A 25,578-nucleotide genomic window follows, 5' to 3' on the forward strand; every position below is an offset into this window, starting at 1 on the left:
CTTCTTTCTATGCTACTTTTAGTATAACAAAAAAGAAGCCTATCATGATAAGCTTCTTTTCTTCTCTCTTATTTGTTCATACTTTTTTCAACAAGTGAAATCGCATACTCTAATGTACGATTCATCGTTTCTACCTGTGCATCTTTTACTTGCACATCTTGTAATACAGCTTCTGCAACTGTAATTTTTTGTTGCAATGATTTCACTGAACCATCTGTTACATTTACAGCTTGCGCTTTCTTCACTACTGCTTTTGCAGATTCAATATTGATCTGTAATTTTTCTTTCGTTGTTTTTGGTTGTTCTTCTGCCACTTTTGATTGTACGAATGTTACATTAGCTGATTTTAATTCGTTATATGTTTGAATAATTTGTTCCCCAGTACTTCCTACATTTTCAAATGCTTGCTTTGCAATGTTATAGCTTTTCTCTAATTCTTGAAAGGCTTCCTTTGAATATTGACCTGGCTTATCACCAAATTCATACGTACTAACTAACACTTCTTTTACTTTTCCAAGCTCTTCAAATAACGCATTTACTTGCTCTAACTTCGTACGGTTAGAAAACTCATTGTATGATGCTAATACTTCTGAAGAACTTAAAGCTTTACTATATAATTTTGCTAACGCGATTTGTCCATTTAACGGAATACCACCATTTCCGTTACTATCAGGATCCGCTCCAAATGCAAATGGTACGTTCGGGTTATAAACTTTTCCTTGAGCTGACTGACTGTTTACTTTTTTACCATCTACGTAAATTGCCACTTCGCTTCCGTTATATGTCCCTGTTAAATGATACGTTTTGTTCGCTTCTAATTGAACGCCAACACGTTTGTAGCTACCGCCAATGTGAGCCCATAATTCAACATATCCACTTCCTGTAGACTCAAAACCAATTCCGCCGCTCTCTGTATTTTGCAAAATACCTTGTCCGCGAATTTCATTCATTGAAAATACAGTTTCTAACGTAAACGTATTTGCTATTTTCTCTTTTTGTGCTGCTGAAAATGGAAGGTATCCAAATGTATTTGCTTTTCCGTTTAACTTCATAGCATTCTTCTTCAATGCTTTATCATATTCAATAACCACATTGCCCTTCACATCACCTTTTGTACCAAATGGTGAATTGTCTTTAAATGTACCATCTCCAAAGTTTACATCAAAAACATCCGCTTTCGGTACTTTCACATTCGGGTCAATATTATCTTTTTTTGTAGTAATTTCTGCTGTTAACGGCTGAGCGGTTTCATTGCCGAATGAATCAATGGCCACTATTTCAAGTGTATATGTTTTCCCACCATCTAACCCAGCAAGCGTAAACGTAAGATCTTTTGGCACTGGATCACGATAAAATTCTGAGAATGCTAATAACTTGTTTTTAATCTCTCCCGTTTGTTTATCCTTCGCTTGTACGCGATACGAATGAACAAGAAGGTTGTCCAATGCTTGCGGGAATGTTACTGTTGCCGCATTTTCTGTTACATTTGATACAGCAAGCTTTGCATCTTTAGCAAAGTAAGGCTTTTCTTTATCACGATCTTCTACATGTGTAAATGTTTCTTTCTTTGCTGGTAATTTAATTTTCCAAGGCTCGCCTGTCCAAGAATTCGTATGGAAATCACGGCGATTAATCGTCACTTCTTCTTCATCTACTTCTACTAATAAACCTTGGCTTAACGTACTAGCTCCTGGCGGGATATTCCCTTGTACTTTACCACCTTCAACTTCCATATAACTTACTGAAGATGTACCAACTGATGTAAAGTCTTTTTGATGTATCGATCTCGGATCATCTAACGGATAATGTGAATGACCTGAAAACGTAATAACTTGTGGATATTCTTTTAACACTGCATTAATTTTTACGCTATCTTGTGTTCCCCATTCCTGACTACCGTACACTGTATCTTTAATATGTTGATGTAAAAATACAAAAATCGGTTTTTCTGGATCATCTTTTTGTGCTTTTGCCATTTCTTCTTTTAACCAATTAATTTGCTTGTCCGAATAATAACCATGTGTTGTTCCATTCTCTGGAGACATAACAAGGAAGTGATAACCTTTTACCACTTTATGATAATAAATTGATTCCATACCTGTTTTTTCTAAGAAACGCTTCTGTGCACCCTCTACGGATAAACCGTTCCAATAATCATGGTTACCGAGAGAATTCATTCGCACGGCATCTTTATTTGCATTTTCATTATACACTTGCATGAAACGATCATATTGCTGCACTGATCCTGTATCTGTGAAATCGCCTACAATAACAAACGCATCTTGCTTTGGTGCTAATGTATTAAACTGTTCAATCGCTCTTTTCCAGCGAAACGTATCATCCGTTCCACTATTTTTAATATGCACATCACTTACAACTGGAAAAACTATCTTCTTCTCACTTGATGCCTTTTCTTGCTTTTTCTCTTCCGCCTTGACTGATGTACTCCACGGAAATGATACGAATGCTAATACAAAAACCATTAATAATCCAATAAGGCCTTTTACTTTTCTTAAAGCATTTCTGTCCACGTGAATCCTCCTCATAATAATTGATTCATTACAAGGGCTATTTTATCTAATATATGTTAATGTCGTTTAAATAACAAATGAACTTTATTAGATTTTTGTAAATATACAGTTAATTATAAATTAAGTCCAACATTCCTCGTACTATGGTATACAACCACCTTTTGTCTAAAAGAGTCTAATCATTCTTTTCCTATGACCATTTACATATAATCTTTTCTATAACACTAATGATAAGTTAAGGTTTAAGCCTATTAGACAATCTTAATTTTTAATATTTCCTTCTTTTTTTAACACACCGGCCATGCTTCTACATTTAATAATAGTAAAAGATAACTTAAAAGGAGGGGTTGTATTGAAGAAACAAAAAAATATTGGCTGTTTCGCTCCTTTATCTATTATTTGCCCAAATCCCTGTCCACCGCCCTCTCCTCCAAATCCAAATTGTGAACGAGTAACAAATGAATTTGCTGGAAATTTCCTTATAACGAATAACATTATTTCCTCTGCCAAACATAAATCACAGCCAATAATACTGTGGCAAAGTGATGCAATACTACTTATATCAGGTACCGTCTCGGTTTATAATAGTACTAGCAGCACAGAAGCGGTTACAATTCAAATCGTTGGAACAGTAACTAATATTTTCACTGTTTTTCCTGGTAATACAATATCTTACACAGGAAAAGACTTACAATCTGTCAGTATTATTAATATAGAAAGTAGTCCTTCATTATATTTAGAAGGTAAGTACTGTTGCGAATTTACACGTCGCTTCTAAAATACCAATTTCATAAAAAAAGCATACCAGAAATGGTATGCTTTTTTTATGAAATCGGATAACGTACAGTAATACAAAACTCTCCTTGATTAACAGTTGTGCCTGTCGTAGTAATTCGAACAGTCGTAAAATATCGTACAGTGAAAGTACCACTACTTTGCGGTTGAACAGTAACAGTATCAACTACTGTAGCGCCTACTAAAAAATCAACTGTAATTGGAGCCGCCCCTACATCATATTTCACGTAACCTGAACCATATACTTCTTGTGTAATATTATTCGTATATACAATTTGAGTACCAGCACCTGTAATAGACCAGTCTGTACATACTTGATCTTGCACAAGTGTTTTATTAGAACAACAAGACAAACTGGAACTTCTCATTCCCATTTTGATCCTCTCCTATTCTGCTATGAAAGTGGATAACGTGTTGTAATACAAAATTCTCCCTGATACGTTCCAGCAGGTGTTGCAGGTAACACGACTTGTATAATATCGAAACGACGATACGTAAACCCGATACTCGTTCCTGGATTTAATGTTTGTGTATCTATTACAGTACCAGCTGAATCAAGCACCTCTACAGTAATTGGGCCTGGTCCAACATCATATTTAACAAAACCAGTACCAACTACGTTTTGGTTAATATTATTTGTATAGAGAACATTATCAATTGCTGTTGCAACTACAGTAGCAGACCACGGACTACACACTTTATCTTGCACATAATTTTTATCTGGACAACAAGTTAATGCTGACCCTGAGCATTCACAAGACATAGTTGTTTCCCCTCTCTCTTTTATATTCCCTATATGTGTATGTCCCCCAGAGTCTTTTGCCTGTACGATTCATCTATTTTCAAAAAATATTCATATGACTAGATAGATTCCGTTTTGTTTCTTTTTTTCATATATTTATAGACAAAGATGCTAGCCACGATAAGAATAACGCCACCTAATATCGGTAGCATATATTGTCCAACAACGTCCGCTGCTTTTTCCCAATGCGGACCTAATTTCATTCCAAAATAAACATACAAAGTCGTTAACGGGAACATTGCTACAAATGTATATATACTAAATTTCCATATGTTCATTTTCGCCATACCACACGGAACAGAAATAAGCGTTCGAACCCCTGGTACAAAGCGTCCAACAAATGCTACAACTGGTCCATATTTCTCAAAGAAATCATCTGCTTTTTGAATTTGTTCTTCTTTAATAAAGAAGTATTTTCCGTATTTTATTAATAGCGGACGACCACCATAATAACCAAGTGCGTATAACGTTAACGGTCCTGTCGTTCCGCCAAGTGTTCCAGCTAATACAGCTAGCCAAAAATTCATATCTCCCTCGTATACCCAATACCCAACCATAGGCAAAACAACTTCTGCCGGAATAAATTCGAACGTTAAAGCCAATACAACTCCAAAATAAGAAAACTGCTTTAAAAACTCGATTATATCTAAAATCATTTGCTCCATATTTTAACTCCTATCCTACGTTTACGTTATGCTTTTCTTGTAATTGAACTGGCGCCATTTTTACAATTCGGTTCAAAATAAATAACACAATTCCAATATCATCTAAAATACCGATAAACGGTAGGAAGTCTGGAATTAAATCAAGCGGCATCGCAACATAACCAACTAAAAAAGCAACAGATAAAATTTTCTTCTTTATTGAAACCTCTTTTGAAGTAAAAAAGTCAAATAGGAATGGAACAAATCGGCGAACATGAAATACAACTCTTAATCTACTAATAAGTTTTTTCATTTTTATATCTCCTCTCTTTGTATACGAAAAGGACCCTACCAAATATGGTAAGGGTCCTCAAAAAGACAGAAAGGGGCCTTTACCATTGCTGGTAAAGGTCTCACTAACAACGAAACGTTGCCAATAAAGCCGAGGGTTTCTCCCTGTAATGACGACTTTACTGTAATAAGTTACTCCCCTTTATACACAATTTTATACACTCACATTAAAATATTTCAGAGGGCTTGTCAATATATTTTATATCCCAATCCCTTTCGTAAAAAACAAAAAACGTATAGGAAATTTCTTACTATCTCATAATATACATAATCATTTTTGAACGAAAGGAGATGTTTCATTTGCATACTGTATGGAAAGGTGCACTTTCACTTGGACTATTAAATATAGGCATCAAACTATATAGTGCCGTAGAAGAAAACGACATAAAATTTTTAAGTCTCCATAAAGAATGCTTAACACCTATTAAATATAAAAAGTTCGCTCCCGATTGTACGGATGAAGAAATTGATGATAACGATATTGTAAAAGCCTATGAATACGCACCTCATAAATATATTATTATGGATGAAAAAGAATTAGCTGAATTACAACAAGCTCATGAACCACGATCCATTCGTATTATATCTTTTGTCCAAAATAACGAAATTGATTCTGTTCTCTATGATCGCTCTTATTTTATAGGCCCTACCCCAGGATATGAAAAATCATATTTATTATTAAAAGAAGCTCTTGAACGTACAAATAAACTTGGTCTTATCCATATTTCCATTAGAAAAAAACAACATTTAGCTATTATCCGCAACTTTGAAGATGGTCTTATGTTGCAAACTATTCACTACCCTAATGAAATTCGCGCTATAACAAATACACCTAACTTACCAAGTAACGAAAATTATCCGATTCAAAAACAAGAACTCACAGCAGCAATCAATTTAATCCACCATCTTACAAATCCTTTTGAACAAGAGATGTATACAGATGAGTATAAAGAAGCCCTTACCGAACTAATCGAAAACAAAATTGAACAACAGGAAAAAACCGAAACAATCTCTCCAGCTCCGAACATCATTAATATTATGGAGACATTACAAGCAAGTATTGAACAAGCAAAAATAAAAAGAGAGAATAAAACAGAAAAAGAGGCCAAATAAAATTGACCTCTTTTTCTTTAAAGCGGATTACATTTCGGCATTTCAAGTCCAGACGATTGAGCTAGTTTTAATAAGTAGTAACATTCTTCTCTTGCCATATGATCTGCCATTCTAGCTGATAGTGCACTTAATACTTCATGAGATAACTCGAGCTCTTCCACTTCATGTAAAAAATGCGAAAATAATTTCAATTCAAGTGAAACATCTTTCGTAAACTTCTTTAATGCAGGAAAATGATGCAGCTCTGTCCGTAAATACCCTGTCATTTCAACTGCCTTTAAGTAAAATTGTTCAAAATGCTTCGTAAATTCTTCGCTTTTCTCTTTCAATCTTTTTTCAACAAGATCTAATCCACCAGAAATAGAGCCTGCATGACCAGCCGCATCCGTTAACCAAACGAGATGATAATGTAATTCATGAAAAACAGGCGGAACTTCCCCTTTCTTCAAAAACTCTAAAACTGTTATATACTCTTCCACTTCGTTTACCATATGATTAATAAAAGTTGGCGTAAAATGAATAGTAATTTTCCCTTCCAGCTGTTTCTGTATAATATTTAATTTAAACGCCCGAATCTCCTTAGCGGCTTGTTCTGCCTCTTTTGAAAATGCCATCAGATTCACATTCCGAACTTTATTTAACAAATTCGTAAGTGTTTCAACAAAGTAAGTAGCTTTTTTTATATCCTCTTTTTCCTTCTGAGCTAATGCATCCAGTAAAAATTGTGCATGATCAGTAAGTACCTTTAACCAAAATTGATGCTCAAACAACGCACTTTCTTCATAATTTCTCTCCACTAAATCCCCTCCGTCTATTCATCCTTCTCTATCACTTGAAGTTTATATCCATCCGGGTCTTGTACCACAATACTCTTCTCACTTTTGTTTTCTGTATATGCGATTTTATAAAATACTAACCTCTTCTTTACATTCTCTATGTTAGAAATTGAAAACGTTAGAACATCAACTGAGTCCGTAACACTCTTCTCACGCCCGCCCAAACTGCGATTCATCACAAAACTAATTCTCGTTGAATCAGTATCATACCAAACCCCTGCAATATCTAATTGCGGCCTTTCTGAACTAGGTGTTATCCCTAAAATCCCTTCATAAAAATACAGAGTTTCCTTTAAGTTCTTTACTTCCAATACAATGAATTGTTTCACAGTCTCCACATTCATTCCCCCCGTACCTATTACTTTTTTATATGTGTCATAAATGCTCATTATGTCTGAATACAATACGTAGTAATGAACATGTAAGGAGGTTTATTCGTGAATAAATATATGAGATCATTCGTGCCCTATCATAGCCCTCTCGATCCTTGTCCTCCTATCGGAAAAAAATATTATTCTACTCCTCCTAATTTATTTTTAGGCTTTCAACCGCCAAACTTGCCGCAATTCACACCAAAAGAAGCACTACAAAAAGGGACTTTATGGCCTGTTTTTTATGACTATTATGAAAATCCTTATAAAAAAGGGCGGTGACTACTGACGTGAATCAATCGCTACCAGAAGAATACTATCAGCTTTTACTGGAGCTTCAAGAATTAGACTTTGTACTAGTTGAACTCACTCTTTATTTAGATACACATCCAGATGACACCGCTGCGATTAATCAATTTAATGATTTTTCCTATAAACGGAGAGTATTAAAACAAAAGATGGAAGAAAAATACGGACCACTCCAACAGTTTGGAAATAGCTATTCTAATGCCCCTTGGGAATGGAGCAAAGGTCCTTGGCCATGGCAAATATAAAGGAGAGAAACTATGTGGATTTATGAAAAGAAATTACAATACCCAGTTAAAGTGGGAACTTGCAATCCCGCACTTGCAAAATTATTAATCGAGCAATACGGTGGTGCAGATGGAGAATTAGCTGCTGCACTACGTTACTTAAATCAACGTTATACAATTCCTGATAAAGTCATTGGCCTACTTACTGATATTGGTACAGAAGAATTTGCTCACCTTGAAATGATTGCTACGATGGTTTATAAGCTGACGAAAGATGCGACCCCTGAACAAATGAAAGCTGCTGGTCTTGACCCTCATTACGCTGATCATGACAGTGCTCTTCATTACCATAACGCTGCTGGTGTTCCATTTACTGCAACCTATATACAGGCTAAAGGTGATCCAATTGCCGATCTATACGAGGATATTGCAGCTGAAGAAAAAGCACGCGCAACATATCAATGGCTCATTAACTTATCAGATGATCCAGATATAAATGACAGCCTACGCTTCTTACGTGAACGAGAAATTGTCCATTCACAACGTTTCCGAGAAGCAGTTGAAATTTTAAAAGAAGAACGCGATAAAAAAATATTTTTTTAAAACACGTATCCTAGCGATATGTGTTTTTTTATGTTAAAAGTTAAATCCTTCCTATTAAACATATAAATAGTATATTTATTCGATTTAATGCATTATTTTTTAATATTTTCAAAATTCCCTATTGCTTTCTAGTCATCAGACCTTTAAAATAATAACAGTTACTCGACAAATTATTTGAATTTTCGACAAAAACACTCATTAGGAGGATTTTCTTTATATGCATACAACTTTAAAACCAGCGCAAATACTTTCGATTAGTTTATTACTATTCGCAGTTTTCTTCGGTGCTGGTAATATGATTTTCCCGCCCCTTCTCGGTCTTTCTTCCGGAGAAAATATGTGGGTTTCCATTACAGGGTTTATTATTACAGACGTCGGTTTATCTTTACTTGCTATCGTTGCTGTTGCCCTTGCTGGTGGTAGTTTTAACACTTTAGCGAGCCGTGTTCATCCAAAATTCGCAGCAGTATTCGCTATCATTATTTATCTTTCAATCGGCCCACTATTTGTTATTCCACGAACTGGATCTGTATCTTATGAAATCGGGATTGCACCACTTTTCCCAGATCAATGGTATTCTATGTTAGTTTTTAGTGCGATTTTCTTTACAGTCGTTTACTTCTTATCATTAAATCCATCCAAGCTAGTAGATCATATCGGTAAAATATTAACGCCAATTTTACTTGTAATTATTGCAATTATGGCAACAAAAGCGATTCTTTCACCAGGAACGTTTGCAGAGCCTATCGGTGACTATAAAGACATCCCGTTTTTCAAAGGATTTCTTGAAGGATTTTTAACGTTAGATGCAATTGGCGCTCTCGTACTATCAACAATTGTTGTAAATGCAATTCGTCAAAACGGTATACAAGAGAAGAAATCTATCGCGAAATATACAATCATTTGCGGAAGTATCGCTGCTCTATTCTTAACAATTGTTTACTTCTTACTCGGTTATATCGGAGCTTCAAACGGAAACTTAGGGCAATTCGAAAACGGTGGTCAACTATTAGCTACTGTTATGTATCAATTCTTTGGGACAAGCGGTAATATTTTATTAAGTATCGCCATTATCTTCGCTTGTTTAACAACGGCAATTGGCGTTGTAAGTGCATTTGCAAATTACTTCACAACAGTGCTAACAAATGTTTCATACAAAAAGCTTGTGCTATACGTTTGTATCTTTAGTTTCGTTATTTCAAACTTAGGATTAAGCTTATTAATTAAAATCACACTACCTGTATTAATTATTTTGTACCCAATTACAATCATTTTAATTTTCGTATCATTTATCGATAAATATACGAAACGCAAACCTTCTGTCTACATCGGAGCGATGATCGCAGCATTTATTATTAGCTGTATTCACGCACTTGATAATGTGGAAATGATACCAGATTTTATCGCTAATATCGTACACACCATTCCTTTTTATAACTTAGGAATTGGCTGGATCATTCCAGCAATAATCGGTGGTATAATTGGATACTTTATTCCGCAAACAGAAGCTGCAGGTGAAGTTTCTACAAAATAAAGAAAAGAAGCAAGCATGAAATCCATGCTTGCTTCTTTTTTCTCTTCACATCGTATGTTTAAAAGTAAATAACTCTTCTTTTGACTGCAAAGCAGATTGTTCCTCTTCTACATGTTTCCTCTTTCTCTCTCCTCCTAACCTTACTTTCAACATCGCCTCTTCTATACTTTTTACAATCATATTTCCTGAAAAAATAGTAAGCCCGAAAAATGTAATTGGGACGAGAGGAATCCATGGATGCACTGTTAATGATCTAAAGTATACTCCAATTAAACCTGACCATTCATGCGTATAAGATTCCACCTCTTTTATAGGTCCACCAAACGTAACAGTCCCACCAAAGAACACTTCAAGTAATCCTAAGTGCAGTAAAATAGTAAGAGTCTGCGTAAACTGTTGAAGAAATACGAGTATAAAAGTCATATAGAGATGCGGAAAAAGATGTTTTATAACAATACGTCTTCTCGAGCCGCCTAATATGCGCGCGGCATCAACAAATTCTTCTGTTTGTAATTTACGAACTTCCTTCGCAACATACAGTGCAATAACTGGCATTACAAGCATTACAAGTAATACCACTTGAAACGAAGCTCTTTCAAAAAAGCTTGTTGTTTCCTCTCCGCTTCCAAATAGATTTGCAAATTGAAGAAAAAAATACGCAATCATAACTGTTGGAATAACTGTGAAACTATCAAAAAAAGCCTCAATCTTTGAAAAACCTCTTCTTACATATGTTCCAAGTACAACACCAAAGAACACACCTATTACCATTCTAAGTGCCGCAATTAAAATAGATATACCAATCGTCCACTTCGCGCCTTCAATAACTAAATGTAAAAGGTCGTATCCTTTCCGATCTGTCCCGAGTAAAAATTGGAATGAAGGTGAAAACGGTGGCACTTGTGGATTTTCATCCGCATCATATTGCAATGTAACTTGTCTAATGTGTCCATCATTCCATAACGTATTTCCGATGCTCAAAAGAACTAATATGAGAAGAAATCCAATACTTATCCAAAATCTTTTATCGCGTTTTATATACATCCACATATTATAATCTCTCCTTCATCGCAGCTGGAATGAAATAATGAAACAGCTTGAATAAAATAAATATCGGGATATATATAAGTAGCATACTAACGATGAAAACCTCAACTCTAATACCCTCATACGATTTCAAAAACATAAAAATACCACCCGTATTAAAAATCCATTCTATAATATATAAATTAGATAACATAAAAAAGATATTCGTTTTCGCAAAGAATAGTGTACTAAGCAACACATTTCGTAAAATATGACGATTTAAAATATGAAAACGCCCTAAACCCTTCGCCTTAGCAAATAGTACATAATCTTTTTCTAGTTCATTTTCAAAACGAAGCACTACTATTTTTACAAACATAATCGTAGTCGGGATGCTCAAACACAATATTGGCAACCCTCTAATCGACTCGCCTCCAATTGACGCAATTTGAAAAGGTAAAAAACCTGTTTGTTTAAAAAACCATACAACTAAAATTTGTGATACTAAAATAAGAAGAATATCTGGAATGGATTCTAGGAAGATAAGAAATGATTTAATTCGATGTTGTATACGCGTTGAACTACTCATAATGACATAAACAATGCAAAATGCTATAAATAATGAAATGAAAAAAGCAGCCAAAAAAATAATAATCGTTTCTTTATAATGGACGAACAACTGTGGAAATAAAAATTTACCTTTCACATATTGCAAATTGGAAATATCCATTAAGTTCACAAACACTTCTTTTAAACTCTGTATGTACTTTGATACATCCACCTTAAATCCATAAAATAATTTCGGCAAAGCCCCTAAAATAATAATCCCCAAAATCGAAATAAGAAATTGAATCGTCACTTCCATTCCATTTAGAAAAACTTTTTTGACCACGTTTTCCCTTCTCTCTATATATAATTTATCCTCTAATTTTATTCTTAATTTTCTGAATTGTAAATATTCATATAAAAAATCACTAGGTCATGATCCTAGTGATTCTTTATGCGCATGCCCTTCTCTTTTCGCAAATGGCATATATAAAATAAAACATCCAATAAGCGCAGCTATTTCTAATGAAATAATATAGTAAGGATGCGGCCCTAACATATCGAGTAATGAAGCAGTTTCTGGCTTATGAGCTAAAAACATATAATTACCACCTGTTTTGTAATTCACAAACGAAACAAGCGGAATCAATATGTTTAAAAATATCATCGTACGCTTAATAGATTGCAAGGTCGGTCTATAGCCTTCCACCCAAGTCATGAAGAGTGGTGCCCAAATGAGCAATACATGCGCGCTAAAATATTCAATGAAACGAAAATGAGGAAAAGCATATTGCAAATTTGGTGTTAAAATGGCTTGTGATGCACCAATAATTCCCGTAAAAAATACAATCTCATATATACGATAACTTTTCGTTACGATCATAATCGACGCTAATAATAAACTAATCGTACATAATTCAAACGGTAATGAAGTAGCTAACTCAAAAATCCCTGCTTTCCATTCCCACATATGAAGCCCAATTTCACTCCCTATAAATAAAAATGCAATCGCATATCGAACTGTTATATTCCACTCACTTTGACGTAATAAATCTTGGTATTGATACAGAAAAAATATCCCCACCAACATAATAAATAATATAAGGGCGTGTTGCCTTGAGTATGGAATAAATGGTTTTAATGGGTGCGCGCTAAAATAAGCTTCCATCTTCCTTCCTCCTTTCCTCCATACAATATTATTGTAAGAAAGAAACGACGAGTCAATTCATTTGCTTACACTAGGACAACCTCTACCTTACATTTGCATATTCATACCTTACAAAACTGTAAGGTTATTGTAAGCTAAAACGATTTGTCAGATTCTTCACCTCTTCTATACTTAATGTAGATACTAAAACGAACGAAAAGGTGATAAATAGATGAAGAAGAAAAATAAAGTGTTAATTACTAGTGTAGTAGCAATCGGAATTGCAGCTGGGTCATACTTTGCATTTGCTGGTGGCGGTTCAGAAGTAGCAATGGCATATAGCGGATATAAAGTAACTGAAAAACAAATCCAAAACGCGCAAAAATTTGGTGGCGAAGTTATTCCAAATGGAATTGAAACTATTTCATTCGATCCAACAAAAGGAACATATGAATTAGCTGTTAAAAAAGGCGATGAAGTGAAAAAGGGTCAGCTTCTATTTAAGTACAATGATCCGACTGCGAAACAAGGTGTAACAGAAGCAGAAATGCAAAAGAAAATCGCACAAAAAGAAGTAACGTTGTTCCAAAAACAAATTGATGCGGCGAAACAAAAATTACAAAAAGATAAAAATGCAGGCCTTCCTGCTGAAGCATTAAAAGCATCAGAAGTTGAAGTTGGGCAATTAGAATCACAACTTGAAATGAAAAAGTTTGAAGTTGAAAAAGCTGATGAAATGATTAAAGCAGCAAAAGAGAAAGTAAACACTCTTTCTGTAACAAGTCCTGCTGATGGCGTAATTGATGATATCGTAAAAACTGCTGACGAAAAAACAGGTATGAGCGGAATTACTCTTCGTCACGCTGGTCAATTTAAAGTAAAAGGTCAACTTTCTGAATATGAGCTTGCTAGTATGAAAGTTGGGCAAGAAGTAACTGTTTCATCAAAAACTGTCGCTGGTAAGACTTGGACAGGAAAAGTAACAGAAATCGGTTCTACACCATTAAAGAGCATGGATGAAAATAAAACTGTTTCTAACTATCAATTCACTGTCACATTAGATAATAGTGACGAATTACAAAACGGCTTCCACGTTTACGTAACAAGTAAATCTGGCGAAGCAACTGGTATAATTGTTCCGAAAAGCAGTATCGTGAAAAAAGGTGACAAAAATGTTGTCTTCGTTGTAAAAGACGGTAAGGCGAAAGAACAAGCAGTTACTGTTGAATTCGAGACTGATAGCGAAGCAAAAGTTTCTGGAGTGAAAAAAGGAGAGGAAATTATCTCTAAACCTGAAAAAGACTTAAAAGATGGTATGGAGGTTGTCGCCCAGTGATTAACTTAAAAGGCATCACGAAATCCTTCCAAAATGGTGCAGAATCCGTTCAAATATTACACGGAATTGACGTAACACTGAACCAAGGAGAATTCACTTCTATTATGGGACCTTCTGGTTCTGGTAAATCAACATTAATGAACATTATCGGTTGCTTAGATAAACCGACGACAGGTACGTACGAACTAGCCGGTCAAAATATTTCAAACATGACTGAAACAGAACTTGCACACGTACGTAATAAAGAGATCGGATTCGTATTCCAAAACTTCATGTTATTACCGAGACTTACAGCGCTTCAAAATGTAGAACTACCTCTTATTTACGCTGGAGTCGATAAAAAAGAAAGACGCGAGCGCTCATTAGCTGCTTTAACAAAAGTCGGTTTAGCTGATCGCGCTACTCACTTACCCAACGAATTATCAGGTGGACAAAAGCAGCGTGTCGCTGTTGCACGTGCAATCGTAAATAACCCAAAGTTCATTTTAGCCGATGAACCGACGGGGGCACTTGATACGAAAACGAGCACACAAATTATGGACCTCTTTTACGAATTAAATAAACAAGGCTCAACAATTATTATGATTACCCATGACCGTGAAATCGGGGAAGCTGCAGCACGTCAAATTGTAATTCGTGACGGAAATATCGTCCAAGATTGGAGAGGTTAATTTTGAATACGAGTGAAAATATACGCATGGCCCTTTCCTCTATCTTTGCTCATAAAATGCGTTCTATTTTAACGATGTTAGGTATTATTATCGGTATTAGTGCCATTATTACTATCATTTCAATGGGTGATGGTACAAACGCAAAGTTTAAAAAAGAATTAGGCCAAGGAAAAGATAACGAAGTAACGATTTACTACAACAATCCTGATTACGGAACAGATAGTGCCAAAATCACACCTGATATGCTAAACCGTCTGCAAACTGTACCAGGCGTTAAAGATGTGTATCCAGACGTAAGTATGAAAGTAAAAGCATCTGCTGGTTCAAAAGATGTAAATCTTGATTTAAAAGGTGGAACAGGCGCCTTTATGACAGATTCGAAAATAAAATTAGTTCACGGTCGTGAATTAAATGACAGTGAACTAAACCAAGCAATCCCTGCTGTTATATTAAATGAAGAAGCTTTCAACAAATTATTTAGTAGTGGTTGGGAATCAAATCAATACACAGATATAAAAGGAAAGCCGTATAAAATAGTTGGTGTATACGAAACGAAAAACGACTTTGGAATGCCTATGCCTGAAGGTTATACATCACTTGAAAATGCGCCTGTCATTTCAGGAGTAAATGAGTATGACTCTGTAAGATTAACAATGACCTCTCCGACAGAACGTAAAAGTGTAGAAAAACAAGCCGTTTCTGTCTTAAACGAAATGAAAGCTCCTAAATTTGAGCACAAATTCGAAGCGCAAGACTTAGGTGAATTTACGAAACAACTAGACGAATCAATTGGTATGATGAAAATGGTATTTGGTGGTATTGCTGCTATCTCCTTACTTGTTGGTGGTATCGGTGTAATGAACATCATGCTCGTATCTGTAACAGAACGTACACGTGAGATTGGTATTCGTAAAGCACTTGGTGCAACACGTGGTAAAGTATTAACACAATTCTTAATCGAATCTTGTATTTTAACAGGACTTGGTGGTTTCATCGGATTCATGCTCGGTATTTTCTTCGCTTGGATTGTCTCAATCTTTGCTGGATGGCCACTCGTTGTCTCAAAAGAACTTGGACTTCTTGCAGTAGGTATCTCAATGTTAATCGGTATTATATTCGGTTTACTACCAGCTAACAAAGCTGCCAAACTGGATCCAATTGAATGTTTACGATATGAATAAACAAAAACGTAGGAGTTTACACTCCTGCGTTTTTTATTTATCTACTAAATTGAGTTTCTTCTATTATATATGTTTCACGTTACAACTATCATTCTCATACTCTTCATTATTTATAGGTAATAAGGCTATTATCTAATTCTATTATTGCAAAAATACTATGTAACAGACGAAAATCAAGGCGTAATTTTTTCCATACTTCGACTGATTTTGTAACAATTATATCGATATTTTATTAAATTTCACCTCATTTATATATTTTCATGCCTAAAAAGATTATCGTTTTATAACTAAATTTCCATTCAAACAGTAAAATACGCTACTTTCGTAACACTATAGATATCACCTAGAAATATTACTGTAATATTATTAACGTTACAGTAATTGAAATACTACTCATTTTGTGTTTCATATGCCCTGATACGCCAAAAAACAACAAGGAAGCGCTATCAGGATATTTATGGAATTGTTACAGAATATTAATGCCCCGTTACGAAAGCTTTGTAATTTTATGTTTTTCGCAAATAAGAAAATAATGGTTGCTATAATGAGGTCAACGAAAACAAATGCAATGGAGGCTATTATGAAAAAATTTATGGGTATAGCAACAGCAGCGGTTTTTGGTCTTGGGATTTTCACAACATCTGCTAAAGCAGAAACAATCGTAACGACTGACGTACTAAACGTACGAGAAAACCCAACTACTGAATCAAAAGTTGTAGGAAAATTATTAGATGGATATAAAGTAAATGTTTTACATACAGAAAATGGTTGGTCAAAAGTTCAATTGAATAGCGGTAAAGAAGCTTTCATAAGCGCTGACTATACAAAAGACACTTACTACGTAACAGCAAACGTATTAAACGTACGTGCTGGAGCAAACACAGACTCAGAGATTCTTGGTAAGTTGAAAAAAGATGATGTAATTGAAACAACACACCAAGTACAGAATGATTGGATTCAATTTGAATATAACGGAAAAACAGCTTATGTTCATGTTCCTTACTTAACGGGTAAAGCACCAGTTAAAGTTCAACCAGTAGCTAAAGTTGAAAAAACGACTACAGTTCAAGATACAGCTAAAGTTCGTGAAGCGGCTAAAGCTCAGGAAGTAGCTGAAACTCAAGCAAAAGCTAAAGCTCAAGAAGCAACTAAAGCTCGCGAAGCAGCTGAAGCTCAAGCAGAAGTTAAAGCTCAAGAAGCGGCTAAAGCTCGTGAAGCTGCTAAGGCTCAAGAAGCAGCTAAAGCTCAGGCAGATGCTGAAGCTCAAGCAGAAGTTAAAGCTCAAGAGGCGGCTAAAGCTCGTGAAGCGGCTAAAGCTCAAGAAGATGCTGAAGCTCAAGCAGCGGCTAAGGCTCAAGAAGCAGCCAAAGCTCGTGAAGCGGCTAAGGCTCAAGAAGCAGCTGAAGCTCGTGAAGCGGCTAAAGCTCAAGAAGCAGCTAAAGCTCGTGAAGCGGCTAAAGCTCAAAAACCAGCTACACAACAACCTGTTGCAAAAGAAACTGAAACAAGTGCACCATCATCTTCTCGTGAGTTACGTGTTGTAGCAACAGCTTACACAGCAGATCCACTTGAAAATGGTTATAAAGCAGGCGACCAAGTAAAATCAGCTTTAGGTCATAACTTAACAGCTAATCCAAACATGAAACTTATTGCAGTTGATCCAAGTGTAATTCCATTAGGTTCAAAAGTATGGGTTGAAGGTTACGGAGTAGCAATCGCTGGTGATACTGGTGGAGCTATTAAAGGTAATAAAATCGACGTTTTAATGCCAGATAAAGGTACATCAAGTAGCTGGGGACATAAAACAGTTACAGTTAAAGTATTAAACTAGTTAGTAAAAAAGAGTCAGTCTCATCGTTGAGGCTGGCTCTTTTTTTATGATTCTTACATTCTTTCTTTCTCTTGAAAGTAAGTAATATTGTCTCGAAGCCACTTCCTCTCCGACATAAACAAGTTTCCACGTTTTTTATACACTTTATCAAATATCTTTAAAACTTCTTCATGATTAGCAAACTTATGTAAGAAACGAAGAGCAATGATAATCTCTGCTTCATCCGTAGGCTCTGCTTCATTTTTCCGTCTTCTAGCAACAATTTTATTCACACGTTCGCAAATTGGTCTCATTGCCATTTCGTCGCCATACGTATAAATAGCTCGAACAGCTTCATTTTTCACCATCACATTTCTATCCTGTAAAGCTTCAATATAAACTATTTGTAAGTCCGATCCCCCTATTTTTGCTAACACCTCAATAACAGTTGAACGAACATAGGCACTATTACTATATAAAAGCTTTGTTAACGGCAGAATCGATTGCTTCGTTCCAATCTCAAACAATGTATAACAAATATGTGTAATCTCATCTTTATTTTCTTGAGTATCCAGCAACTTTAGTAAAGCACTCTCCGCTTCTAATGATTTACATAACTTTAAGGAAGAAATAGCCCAATAACGAACACTATCGTTTTTATGGTAAATATACGGAATAATTTTATTTGTATCACTTACTTCTGGCAATGTATAAATATTACTAAGCAGTTCACTTAACAAAGTCGGGTTTTGTTCACATTCCAAACAATCTATAAGATAATCAGCAATACTGATCTCTTTCGTATTAATAGCAAGTTTCGTCATTACATAATACATATCTTTCTTCATAGATATTTTTTTTGCTTTGGTTACCTTCTGCTGTAAATAAGGAAACGTTAATAGGTCATCTAGCTCTTTTGCTTCATCATAAGCACGATGTCTAACCTCTGTATCCTCATCAGCCATCCGCCTTAATAAACTATCTATATACCCTTCCATCTCCTTCTCTCCCGTCCAAATTAAATCTATCTCTTTGCATTCTATATATGATAGACTTTCATTTCAACAGAAAAAAGAGGATGCCACAGCACCCTCTCCTTCTCTTCTCTATTCTACACAAGTAAACTGCGTCCAAGCTCCTACATAATCTAGTAAGAATAACTCCTCTTCCGCAATTGTACCGACAATATTTTTCCGTTCATCTATCGGCATTTCTTTCAGAATGATTTGCAGTTCACCTTTATACTTACCAAATGAATTGTTTCCAATTACAACTTGCCCTCTTTCCTGCAGCACACTTTCACGCACTGGGAAGTCATAATCTTTGTACTTTTTACGTACTTCTGTAGAACGTACCATATACTCTGTTATGTCGCCGCGCCTTACGTGTAATTCTTGCAGCGTAGCTCTCTTCTCTACTTCAGTCGCTTCGTCTACAAAGTGCACTTTTAGCTGTAACATGTAGCGATTTAAGTTTCCTAGTTTTTCTAACTCTTCCTCACTCGCATAAGCATTTCCGATAATGACATCATCGATTAGCCCTGTTGCCCATAAATGCTTCGCTTGTACTTCAATTGGTAAATTACGATGCTCTTCTAACGTACATAATCCGTCGTTAATATCCCATGGACCGATGTTTGCAGCATGTGATGTAATAAAAGCTGCACTGCGAATACCATGCTTTTTAAAGCGTTCACTGCAGCGAATGAAATAATCGTACGGAAGACCAGTGAATTTTTGCGGATAAAAATTATGGCAACCAATTAAAGCTGATTTATTCGCTTGATGCGAAAGAATATTTTCTAAGTACGCAATATCGTTACTTACATTTAACTCAATGTTTAAACCGTACGGATTATTCGTCATTTTCGCTTCAGTTAACCCGTCGAAGCCTACATCTAAACGAATACCGTCTGCGCCTAACTCCGCGAAGAATGATAAATCGCTATAACTAATACCAAGCTGATCAAACACAGCCGGAGCTACATCTAAAATAACTTCCATATTGTTATCTTTTGCGTGATTGATAATCTCTTTAAATTCAGCTACAATTTCTTCTTTCGGACGATTCACAGATAACAAACAAGTAAATATTCTTGAAAAACCGTGTCGTGCCGCTGCGGAAATATAAGCCATATCTTTTTCTTTCGTTGAATGTTCTGGGTAAAGTGAAATTCCTAATTTACGCTCCATGCTTTTGCATCTCCTTCACACGTTGTATTAATGCCATGCTCGTAAATCTATATTTTGCAGATAAACACGTTGCACATAAAATTGTCGGTACAATAATTACGTACGGTGATTGCAATCCTAACATTACATATGCACCCATTGAACAACCGATAAATAAAACTGATACTAGTAGTAACACTAATAAAGATTTACTTTGTACCCATTTCGAATAATGAGCAATACACTGTCCGACCACGAATGTAATTAAGATGATAATTGCTCCGAGCATTCTGTTTTCTCCTCTCCTGCTAATTGTTGTTTCTCATACATTTTGAAGAATGGATAGTAAATAACGAACGAGATAACAAAGTTAACAAGTACAAGTACACCAGCCATAATTGTCCAGTCCGTACTAATCACCGCTGCAATTGGTGCTAACATCGTAAATGGCAGTTTCGCCATCATAAGTGGAATCATACCTGAAACAACTGCGAAATATGATACCGTCGTTGTCACTAACGGTGTAATAACGAATGGAATAATTAAGATTGGGTTCATTACAATTGGTGCACCGAAAATAATTGGTTCGTTAATATTGAATAAGCCTGGCACGAATGATAATCTACCTAACTCTTTTAAGAACTTAGATTTAGAGAACATAAACATAATAACTAAAGCTAACGTTGATCCTGATCCACCAATCCATACGAACCATTGAATGAACTGCTCTGTAAATAAGTTTGGTAACTGATGTGCATTTCCTGTAGCCGTGAATACTTCCATATTTTCAAGAATTGCTGAATCCCACATCGGACGAATAATTGGTCCTAAAATCGCTGGTCCATGTATACCGAATGACCAGAAAAACACGATTAAGAATACTGTTAATAAACCACCGAATAAATTATTTCCTACTAATACTGATTTTAATGGTGCGATTAAATATGTGATCGTTGTATTCACATCAAATTTCAAACCGTAGCGAATGCCCCAGAATAAAAGAATAACTGCTAATGTTGGAATTAATGCTGCAAACGAATTTGAAACTGCTGGTGGTACACTATCTGGTAATTTAATCGAGATATTATGCTTAATCATAAAATGATAAATTTCTACTGCAATTAATGCTGTAACAATTGCGCCAAATAAAGACGTTGCACTTAATGTTCCTACTGAAATATATCTACCTGCATCAATAACACCTGGTACAGCTTTCGTAATTTGAATTGGTTCAACTGATGCTAGTAAAAAGGCGAGTACAGATAATAACCCTGCACTTAACTGATTGAGCTGATAAAAGTTTGCGAGTGAAGCTCCTACCCCAAATGCTGCGTATAACGCCATTAAACCTACTGTAAACCGGAATGGAATATCTAAAATATGGCGAAATGGTGCAATCCATTCCATATATGCATCAATTGGTAAATTTAAAAAGATAACGAAAAATGATCCGACAATCGTTAACGGCAATGTAGAAATAACTCCGTTTCGAATTGCTAATAAATGTCGTTGTCCTGCAATCTTTTGCGTTGTTGGCATAATCTTTTGTTCCATAAAACTCATAAAACCATTCATCAATACCCCTCCTCTTTCTCTTTACTACGTAAGAATAAAAAGTTATAACATTATAATGTTTATATTTAAAAAAATATAATTATGCTAAAACTAATTGTTCTGCTTGTTTCAGTACTTTTAAACCGTCACACATGCCATAATCTCTTTGTTCTATTATTGCAACCGGTATATCGTATGACTTCGCAAGAAACTGTACCGCTGGAAACAAATACTTCACTTGTGGTCCGATTAAAACAACATCAGCATTTTTTATTTCCAGTTTCACAAGTTCTGAATCAACTGCTTTAATTTTATAATCCTTCCCTTGTTTCTTTGCCTCTTCTTGCATTTTTCTTACGACCATACTCGTTGACATGCCTGCTGCACAACATAATAAAATGTACATCTTATACTGTCACTTTCTCTTCTACTCGTTTATGAAGAGTAATAAATTCTTCAGCAAGTTCTTTCACTGTAATTGCATTCATTAAATGATCTTGTGCATGCACTAACAGTAAACTGATTTCTGCATGATTTCCTCTTGCTTCTTCTTGAATTAAGTCTGTTTGAATGCGATGAGCTGCTGAAATCTCTTCACTAGCAAGTGTCATCTTTTCACTCGCATTCTCAAAATCTCCTTGTCTTGCAAAAGCAATTGCTTCAAGCGCCGCGCTTCTCGCATTGCCACCATGTAAAATTAACGCAAATGGAGTTTGCATATCAGCCATTTTAAATTCCCCCAAGCTATATGTTTTCTATATTTTTATCTTATTATGAAAACGCATACAATTAAACATAAAAAACTTCCGTTATGTAACGGAAGTTTTTATATACTTTTTCAAAATGATAATAAAATTTCTTGAAAATCTTCAATTACCTCAGTCTGAGTAAGTTTCTCTATCGTAGTTTGACTAGACATAATATCATATAAAAAATCATAAAGCCTTTGCAAATCTTCATTATTATTGCGCTTTACACTAAATAAAATAATTACTTGTACTTTTTTATCTCCCCAATCAACAGCCTTTTCAAGTGTGCAAAACATCAAAAAAGTTTCCTCACTTAATAACTGCATCGGATGCGGAATCGCAACTGAATTCCCAACCGCTGTCGGAGACGTATTTTCTCTCTCCATAACAGAAGCATAAAAGTTTTTTGGTACATAGCGTTTCTCAGCAGCTTTTTCACATAAAAACTGAATAACATCCTCTTTCGTAGAAGCATTATGATTTAAAAAGATTAAATCTTCCTTAATATAAGGCTGCACACTAGTATTCACATGCGTAAACAACCGCTGACCAATCGATTTAATCTCTTTATCATCAAATATTGAATTCACTTTTATAACTGGAACAGGCAAGCCACTCGGTATATGAATCGTACTAATAATACAATCTATTTTTTCTTTATAAAGATCTTCTACTTTCAATTGATAATAGCCTGTAATACCTACAATCTCTAATTTATCTCGGAACTGTGATAAAATTTTATATTTTAATAGTTGTGCACTTCCTTGACCAGTCGCACAAACTAATAAGCATCTTTTCTTTTGATTTTGCTCCTGCAAACGGCTCATCGCTCCGCCGAAGTGAATTGCAATATAACCAATTTCACTTTCAGGTATCGATTCACCCGTATATTCACCAATGATATCTCCAACGAGAACCGCAATTTCAAAAGCATACGGATAATTCTTTTTCACTTCTGCCAAAAGAGGATTTCTCGTATTTAACTTATACTTCAAACGATTTAATAACGTTTTTAAATGAATACCAAATCCAAATAATAATTCTTCATCATAATAAAAAATAAGATTCCGTTCTTCCGCTACTTTAAAAAGAATATGTTGCATAAATGCATATATATCTTTTCCTAATAGCTCTTCTACATTTTCATAGCGATTTCTCGTTGTAAAAGCAGTACTTAATAAATGCATCGTCACATATAATACTTCTTCTTCTGGAAATGAAAATTTTAACTCTTTCTCTAAATCTCCTAAAATTTGCTTCGCAATTGTATATTCTTTCTTTATTATAAGTTCTGATTGCTCCGCATGCAGTCCTTTCATATAATGTTGACTTTGACAACGCTTTAATGCGATTGCAATATGAATGACTAAATTATCAATTTCTATATCAGATAAATATATTGTTCCGCCTTCAATATACTTTAATATAATTGAACGAATGAGTGATATATGAGGTAGCGATAAATATGTCTCCGTCTGCTCAAATTGCTCATGAAACGGAGTATGATCATAACGCGGTAAACCATATTGTGATAAACAAGAACGAATATTAAATTCCTCTCCAACAATACGTATACCATAATATGGTCTCTTCTCAATTTGTAATTCATAGCAACCACATATATCTGTAACATCTTTCATAATTAAATTGACCGTTGATTTACTCACATACATCTCTTCCGCTAATTCTGAAAGCTTCACATATCCCTCTATCATTAAAACACGCTGCAGAATGTACGCTATTCTTTCTTCATAAGAAGTTGGGATCTTTTCCATCTGTTTTTGAAATAGACTCACACAAAAGTCTTCAAATCTCTTCTTTTGTATAATTTCTAATTCGTACCCAGTCCCTCTTTGCGATTCGATTTTCGCTCCGTTTTCTTCCAATATATCATTTAATAATTTTATATCCTTTTGAATCGTCTTCGTTGATACATGTAAACGGCCCGCTAAAAAAGCTCGATTTAACATCGATTTCTCTTCTAAAAATTCCTCTAAAATAGAAATTAATCGCTGATGCACCTTTGTCATAGCTCTTCCTCTCGCTCTTTATATATAAAGGGGGAAAAGCTGCTGAAATCAGTAGTTTTTCCCCTTTATATTCTCTCTATTTCTTTAATGTGAATCCGAATTTATCCCATGCTTGTAAATAGTCTAGTAAGAAAATCTCTTCTTCTACAATTCGACCAACTACATTTGTTTTTCCTGTATTCACCATATCTTTTAATGCAATTTGTAATTCGCCTTTATACTGGCCATATTGTTCATTATCAATTAATAAATCTCCACGCTTAATTTCGCGCGTATTATGAGGTTTAAATTCTTCTTTTTTATATTTCACACGACTTTGTGTAGAACGAATCATATATTCAGATACATCTCCGCGATAAAAATGTGGTTCGTCTAATACGATAATTCTTTCTAGTTTTGTCGTTGTATCATATAGTTCTATATCAAATGTTTGTTTCTCTTTATTTAATGCACCTAGTGCTTGTAATTCTTCTTCTGACGCATATGCGTTTGCAATAATAACATCATCAATTAATTCAGTCGCAAATAAATGCTTCGCCTGTGTTGTCATTGGTAATTCACGATGCTGCTCTATTGTACATAACCCTTCTGTTACTGGCCAAGGTCCGTATGTTGCATCAAATGATGAAATAAAAGCTGCCGTTCTCATACCGTAATCTTTAAATTGTTTCGAGCATTTAATGAAATGATCGTATGATAACCCTGAATAACGATGCGGATAAAAATTATGACAACCAATTAAATTTTCACGATCTGGTCTATGACTCATAATGTTATCTACATACTTCGTACCATTGCTCATATTAATCTCAATTTTCAAACCATACGGATTATAAGTCATAATTGATTCTTCTAATCCTGAGAAACCAACATCTAAACGAATACCGTACGCACCTAATTCATGGAAGAATGATAAATCATTATACGAAATACCTAATTGTTCAAAAACAGATGGACTAATATCAACTAATACTTGGAACCCTAATGCATTCGCATGAGAGATCGTTTCTTTAAATTCTTCTATAATTTTCTCTTTTTCTCCATCCACAGATAATAAACATGTGAACACACGTGTAAATCCATATTTACTTGCTAATGTTAAATACTCCTTATCTTTCTCTACTGTTGAATGTTCTGGATAAATAGAAATACCTAATCGTCTCATATGTACACGCCTCTTTCTTCATCATATTGTAAACCTTTTCAAATATATGTAGTGAAAAAGTATATATCCCCTTCTTGTT

Annotated in this window: 29 protein-coding genes; 10 read left to right on the top strand and 19 right to left on the bottom strand. The window is 35.0% G+C overall.

Annotation, left to right across the window (positions count from 1 at the left end; all coding sequences use genetic code 11):
- Nucleotides 1–68 precede the first annotated feature (68 nt).
- Both EBQ15_RS25640 and EBQ15_RS31925 read right to left on the bottom strand, forming a co-directional pair.
- Nucleotides 69–2,531, bottom strand: a complete 2,463-nt coding sequence (locus tag EBQ15_RS25640; RefSeq protein WP_000375667.1) for a LamG-like jellyroll fold domain-containing protein — start codon at nt 2,529–2,531, stop codon at nt 69–71.
- 261 nt (nt 2,532–2,792) lie between these two features.
- Nucleotides 2,793–3,026, bottom strand: a complete 234-nt coding sequence (locus tag EBQ15_RS31925) for a hypothetical protein (RefSeq protein ID WP_000899739.1) — start codon at nt 3,024–3,026, stop codon at nt 2,793–2,795.
- Here EBQ15_RS31925 and EBQ15_RS25645 point away from each other — a divergent pair.
- Entirely contained in the window at nt 2,929–3,309 is a 381-nt protein-coding gene (locus EBQ15_RS25645; RefSeq protein ID WP_307864407.1) for an S-Ena type endospore appendage, read from the top strand. The genes EBQ15_RS31925 and EBQ15_RS25645 overlap by 98 nt on opposite strands.
- A 46-nt stretch (nt 3,310–3,355) precedes the next feature.
- On the opposite strand, the gene EBQ15_RS25650 is transcribed toward EBQ15_RS25645, so the two are convergent.
- The 4 genes from EBQ15_RS25650 to EBQ15_RS25665 all read right to left on the bottom strand — a co-directional run bounded on the left by EBQ15_RS25650 (nt 3,356) and on the right by EBQ15_RS25665 (nt 5,085).
- Entirely contained in the window at nt 3,356–3,700 is a 345-nt protein-coding gene (locus EBQ15_RS25650) for a DUF3992 domain-containing protein (protein ID WP_000525813.1), read from the bottom strand.
- 20 nt (nt 3,701–3,720) lie between these two features.
- Complete coding sequence (locus tag EBQ15_RS25655) at nt 3,721–4,089, bottom strand: DUF3992 domain-containing protein (protein WP_001277543.1); 369 nt, start codon at nt 4,087–4,089, stop codon at nt 3,721–3,723.
- Between the two features lie 98 nt (nt 4,090–4,187).
- Entirely contained in the window at nt 4,188–4,793 is a 606-nt protein-coding gene (locus EBQ15_RS25660) for a DedA family protein (protein WP_000437066.1), read from the bottom strand.
- Between the two features lie 10 nt (nt 4,794–4,803).
- Entirely contained in the window at nt 4,804–5,085 is a 282-nt protein-coding gene (locus EBQ15_RS25665; RefSeq protein WP_000733852.1) for a YkvA family protein, read from the bottom strand.
- Between the two features lie 338 nt (nt 5,086–5,423).
- On the opposite strand from EBQ15_RS25665, the gene ku reads away from it, so the two are divergent.
- Nucleotides 5,424–6,236 carry a non-homologous end joining protein Ku gene (gene ku / locus EBQ15_RS25670; protein ID WP_000557747.1) on the top strand — a complete coding sequence of 271 codons (813 nt, stop codon included), beginning with the start codon at nt 5,424–5,426 and terminating at the stop codon, nt 6,234–6,236.
- A 17-nt stretch (nt 6,237–6,253) separates the two neighbouring features.
- On the opposite strand, the gene EBQ15_RS25675 is transcribed toward ku, so the two are convergent.
- Both EBQ15_RS25675 and EBQ15_RS25680 read right to left on the bottom strand, forming a co-directional pair.
- Nucleotides 6,254–7,033 carry a DUF2935 domain-containing protein gene (locus EBQ15_RS25675; protein WP_000440982.1) on the bottom strand — a complete coding sequence of 260 codons (780 nt, stop codon included), beginning with the start codon at nt 7,031–7,033 and terminating at the stop codon, nt 6,254–6,256.
- Nucleotides 7,034–7,047: 14 nt separating this feature from the next.
- Entirely contained in the window at nt 7,048–7,461 is a 414-nt protein-coding gene (locus tag EBQ15_RS25680; RefSeq protein WP_001999135.1) for a VOC family protein, read from the bottom strand.
- A 48-nt stretch (nt 7,462–7,509) separates the two neighbouring features.
- Here EBQ15_RS25680 and EBQ15_RS25685 point away from each other — a divergent pair, with 48 nt between their 5' ends.
- From EBQ15_RS25685 to brnQ2, 4 genes are all read left to right on the top strand, one after another.
- Complete coding sequence (locus EBQ15_RS25685; RefSeq protein ID WP_001046257.1) at nt 7,510–7,725, top strand: spore coat associated protein CotJA; 216 nt, start codon at nt 7,510–7,512, stop codon at nt 7,723–7,725.
- 8 nt (nt 7,726–7,733) lie between these two features.
- Complete coding sequence (locus EBQ15_RS25690; RefSeq protein WP_001076510.1) at nt 7,734–7,997, top strand: spore coat protein CotJB; 264 nt, start codon at nt 7,734–7,736, stop codon at nt 7,995–7,997.
- A gap of 12 nt (nt 7,998–8,009) precedes the next feature.
- A complete protein-coding gene (cotJC, locus tag EBQ15_RS25695; protein ID WP_000265273.1) occupies nt 8,010–8,579 on the top strand; it encodes a spore coat protein CotJC in 570 nt (189 codons plus the stop codon).
- 217 nt (nt 8,580–8,796) lie between these two features.
- Nucleotides 8,797–10,113, top strand: a complete 1,317-nt coding sequence (brnQ2, locus tag EBQ15_RS25700) for a branched-chain amino acid transport system II carrier protein BrnQ2 (RefSeq protein WP_000557552.1) — start codon at nt 8,797–8,799, stop codon at nt 10,111–10,113.
- A gap of 45 nt (nt 10,114–10,158) precedes the next feature.
- On the opposite strand, the gene EBQ15_RS25705 is transcribed toward brnQ2, so the two are convergent.
- The 3 genes from EBQ15_RS25705 to EBQ15_RS25715 form a co-directional block, all read right to left on the bottom strand.
- On the bottom strand, nt 10,159–11,163 hold the full coding sequence (locus EBQ15_RS25705) for an ABC transporter permease (RefSeq protein ID WP_000266970.1): 1,005 nt from the start codon (nt 11,161–11,163) through the stop codon (nt 10,159–10,161).
- A 1-nt stretch (nt 11,164) separates the two neighbouring features.
- Nucleotides 11,165–12,031 (bottom strand): ABC transporter permease subunit, encoded by an 867-nt coding sequence (locus EBQ15_RS25710; RefSeq protein ID WP_000239684.1) that lies wholly within the window; start codon nt 12,029–12,031, stop codon nt 11,165–11,167.
- An 87-nt stretch (nt 12,032–12,118) separates the two neighbouring features.
- Entirely contained in the window at nt 12,119–12,853 is a 735-nt protein-coding gene (locus EBQ15_RS25715; protein ID WP_000388696.1) for a YwaF family protein, read from the bottom strand.
- A 211-nt stretch (nt 12,854–13,064) separates the two neighbouring features.
- Between EBQ15_RS25715 and EBQ15_RS25720 the strand changes: the two genes are divergently transcribed.
- The 4 genes from EBQ15_RS25720 (at nt 13,065) to entC (ending at nt 17,851) form a co-directional block, all read left to right on the top strand.
- The gene (locus EBQ15_RS25720; protein WP_000728832.1) at nt 13,065–14,168 is read left to right on the top strand and encodes an efflux RND transporter periplasmic adaptor subunit; all 1,104 of its coding nucleotides are present in this window, start codon (nt 13,065–13,067) and stop codon (nt 14,166–14,168) included.
- The gene (locus EBQ15_RS25725) at nt 14,165–14,839 is read left to right on the top strand and encodes an ABC transporter ATP-binding protein (RefSeq protein ID WP_000609104.1); all 675 of its coding nucleotides are present in this window, start codon (nt 14,165–14,167) and stop codon (nt 14,837–14,839) included. Before EBQ15_RS25720 ends, EBQ15_RS25725 begins: the two co-directional genes overlap by 4 nt.
- Before the next feature lie 26 nt (nt 14,840–14,865).
- On the top strand, nt 14,866–16,020 hold the full coding sequence (locus tag EBQ15_RS25730) for an ABC transporter permease (RefSeq protein ID WP_001986269.1): 1,155 nt from the start codon (nt 14,866–14,868) through the stop codon (nt 16,018–16,020).
- Between the two features lie 457 nt (nt 16,021–16,477).
- Nucleotides 16,478–17,851, top strand: coding sequence for a cell wall-binding protein EntC (gene entC / locus EBQ15_RS25735; protein WP_000421964.1), 1,374 nt, complete (start codon nt 16,478–16,480; stop codon nt 17,849–17,851).
- A 53-nt stretch (nt 17,852–17,904) separates the two neighbouring features.
- On the opposite strand, the gene EBQ15_RS25745 is transcribed toward entC, so the two are convergent.
- The 8 genes from EBQ15_RS25745 to EBQ15_RS25780 all read right to left on the bottom strand — a co-directional run bounded on the left by EBQ15_RS25745 (nt 17,905) and on the right by EBQ15_RS25780 (nt 25,499).
- The gene (locus EBQ15_RS25745; RefSeq protein ID WP_000399416.1) at nt 17,905–18,828 is read right to left on the bottom strand and encodes a HEAT repeat domain-containing protein; all 924 of its coding nucleotides are present in this window, start codon (nt 18,826–18,828) and stop codon (nt 17,905–17,907) included.
- Nucleotides 18,829–18,936: 108 nt separating this feature from the next.
- On the bottom strand, nt 18,937–20,022 hold the full coding sequence (locus EBQ15_RS25750) for a DUF871 domain-containing protein (protein ID WP_000440061.1): 1,086 nt from the start codon (nt 20,020–20,022) through the stop codon (nt 18,937–18,939).
- Nucleotides 20,012–20,290: a hypothetical protein gene (locus EBQ15_RS25755; protein WP_000900048.1), complete on the bottom strand. Its 279-nt coding sequence runs from the start codon at nt 20,288–20,290 to the stop codon at nt 20,012–20,014. Before EBQ15_RS25755 ends, EBQ15_RS25750 begins: the two co-directional genes overlap by 11 nt.
- On the bottom strand, nt 20,266–21,576 hold the full coding sequence (locus EBQ15_RS25760) for a PTS sugar transporter subunit IIC (protein WP_001013053.1): 1,311 nt from the start codon (nt 21,574–21,576) through the stop codon (nt 20,266–20,268). Before EBQ15_RS25760 ends, EBQ15_RS25755 begins: the two co-directional genes overlap by 25 nt.
- A 79-nt stretch (nt 21,577–21,655) precedes the next feature.
- Entirely contained in the window at nt 21,656–21,961 is a 306-nt protein-coding gene (locus EBQ15_RS25765; RefSeq protein ID WP_000275638.1) for a PTS sugar transporter subunit IIB, read from the bottom strand.
- 1 nt (nt 21,962) lies between these two features.
- The gene (locus EBQ15_RS25770; RefSeq protein ID WP_000774629.1) at nt 21,963–22,283 is read right to left on the bottom strand and encodes a PTS lactose/cellobiose transporter subunit IIA; all 321 of its coding nucleotides are present in this window, start codon (nt 22,281–22,283) and stop codon (nt 21,963–21,965) included.
- Nucleotides 22,284–22,393: 110 nt separating this feature from the next.
- The gene (locus EBQ15_RS25775; protein ID WP_000169800.1) at nt 22,394–24,334 is read right to left on the bottom strand and encodes a BglG family transcription antiterminator; all 1,941 of its coding nucleotides are present in this window, start codon (nt 24,332–24,334) and stop codon (nt 22,394–22,396) included.
- 76 nt (nt 24,335–24,410) lie between these two features.
- Nucleotides 24,411–25,499, bottom strand: coding sequence for a DUF871 domain-containing protein (locus EBQ15_RS25780; RefSeq protein ID WP_001253347.1), 1,089 nt, complete (start codon nt 25,497–25,499; stop codon nt 24,411–24,413).
- Between the last annotated feature and the right edge of the window lie 79 nt (nt 25,500–25,578).

Origin of the sequence: Bacillus sp. 2D03 (assembly GCF_003946765.1) — a bacterium.
In the GTDB taxonomy this organism is placed as follows: domain Bacteria; phylum Bacillota; class Bacilli; order Bacillales; family Bacillaceae_G; genus Bacillus_A; species Bacillus_A cereus.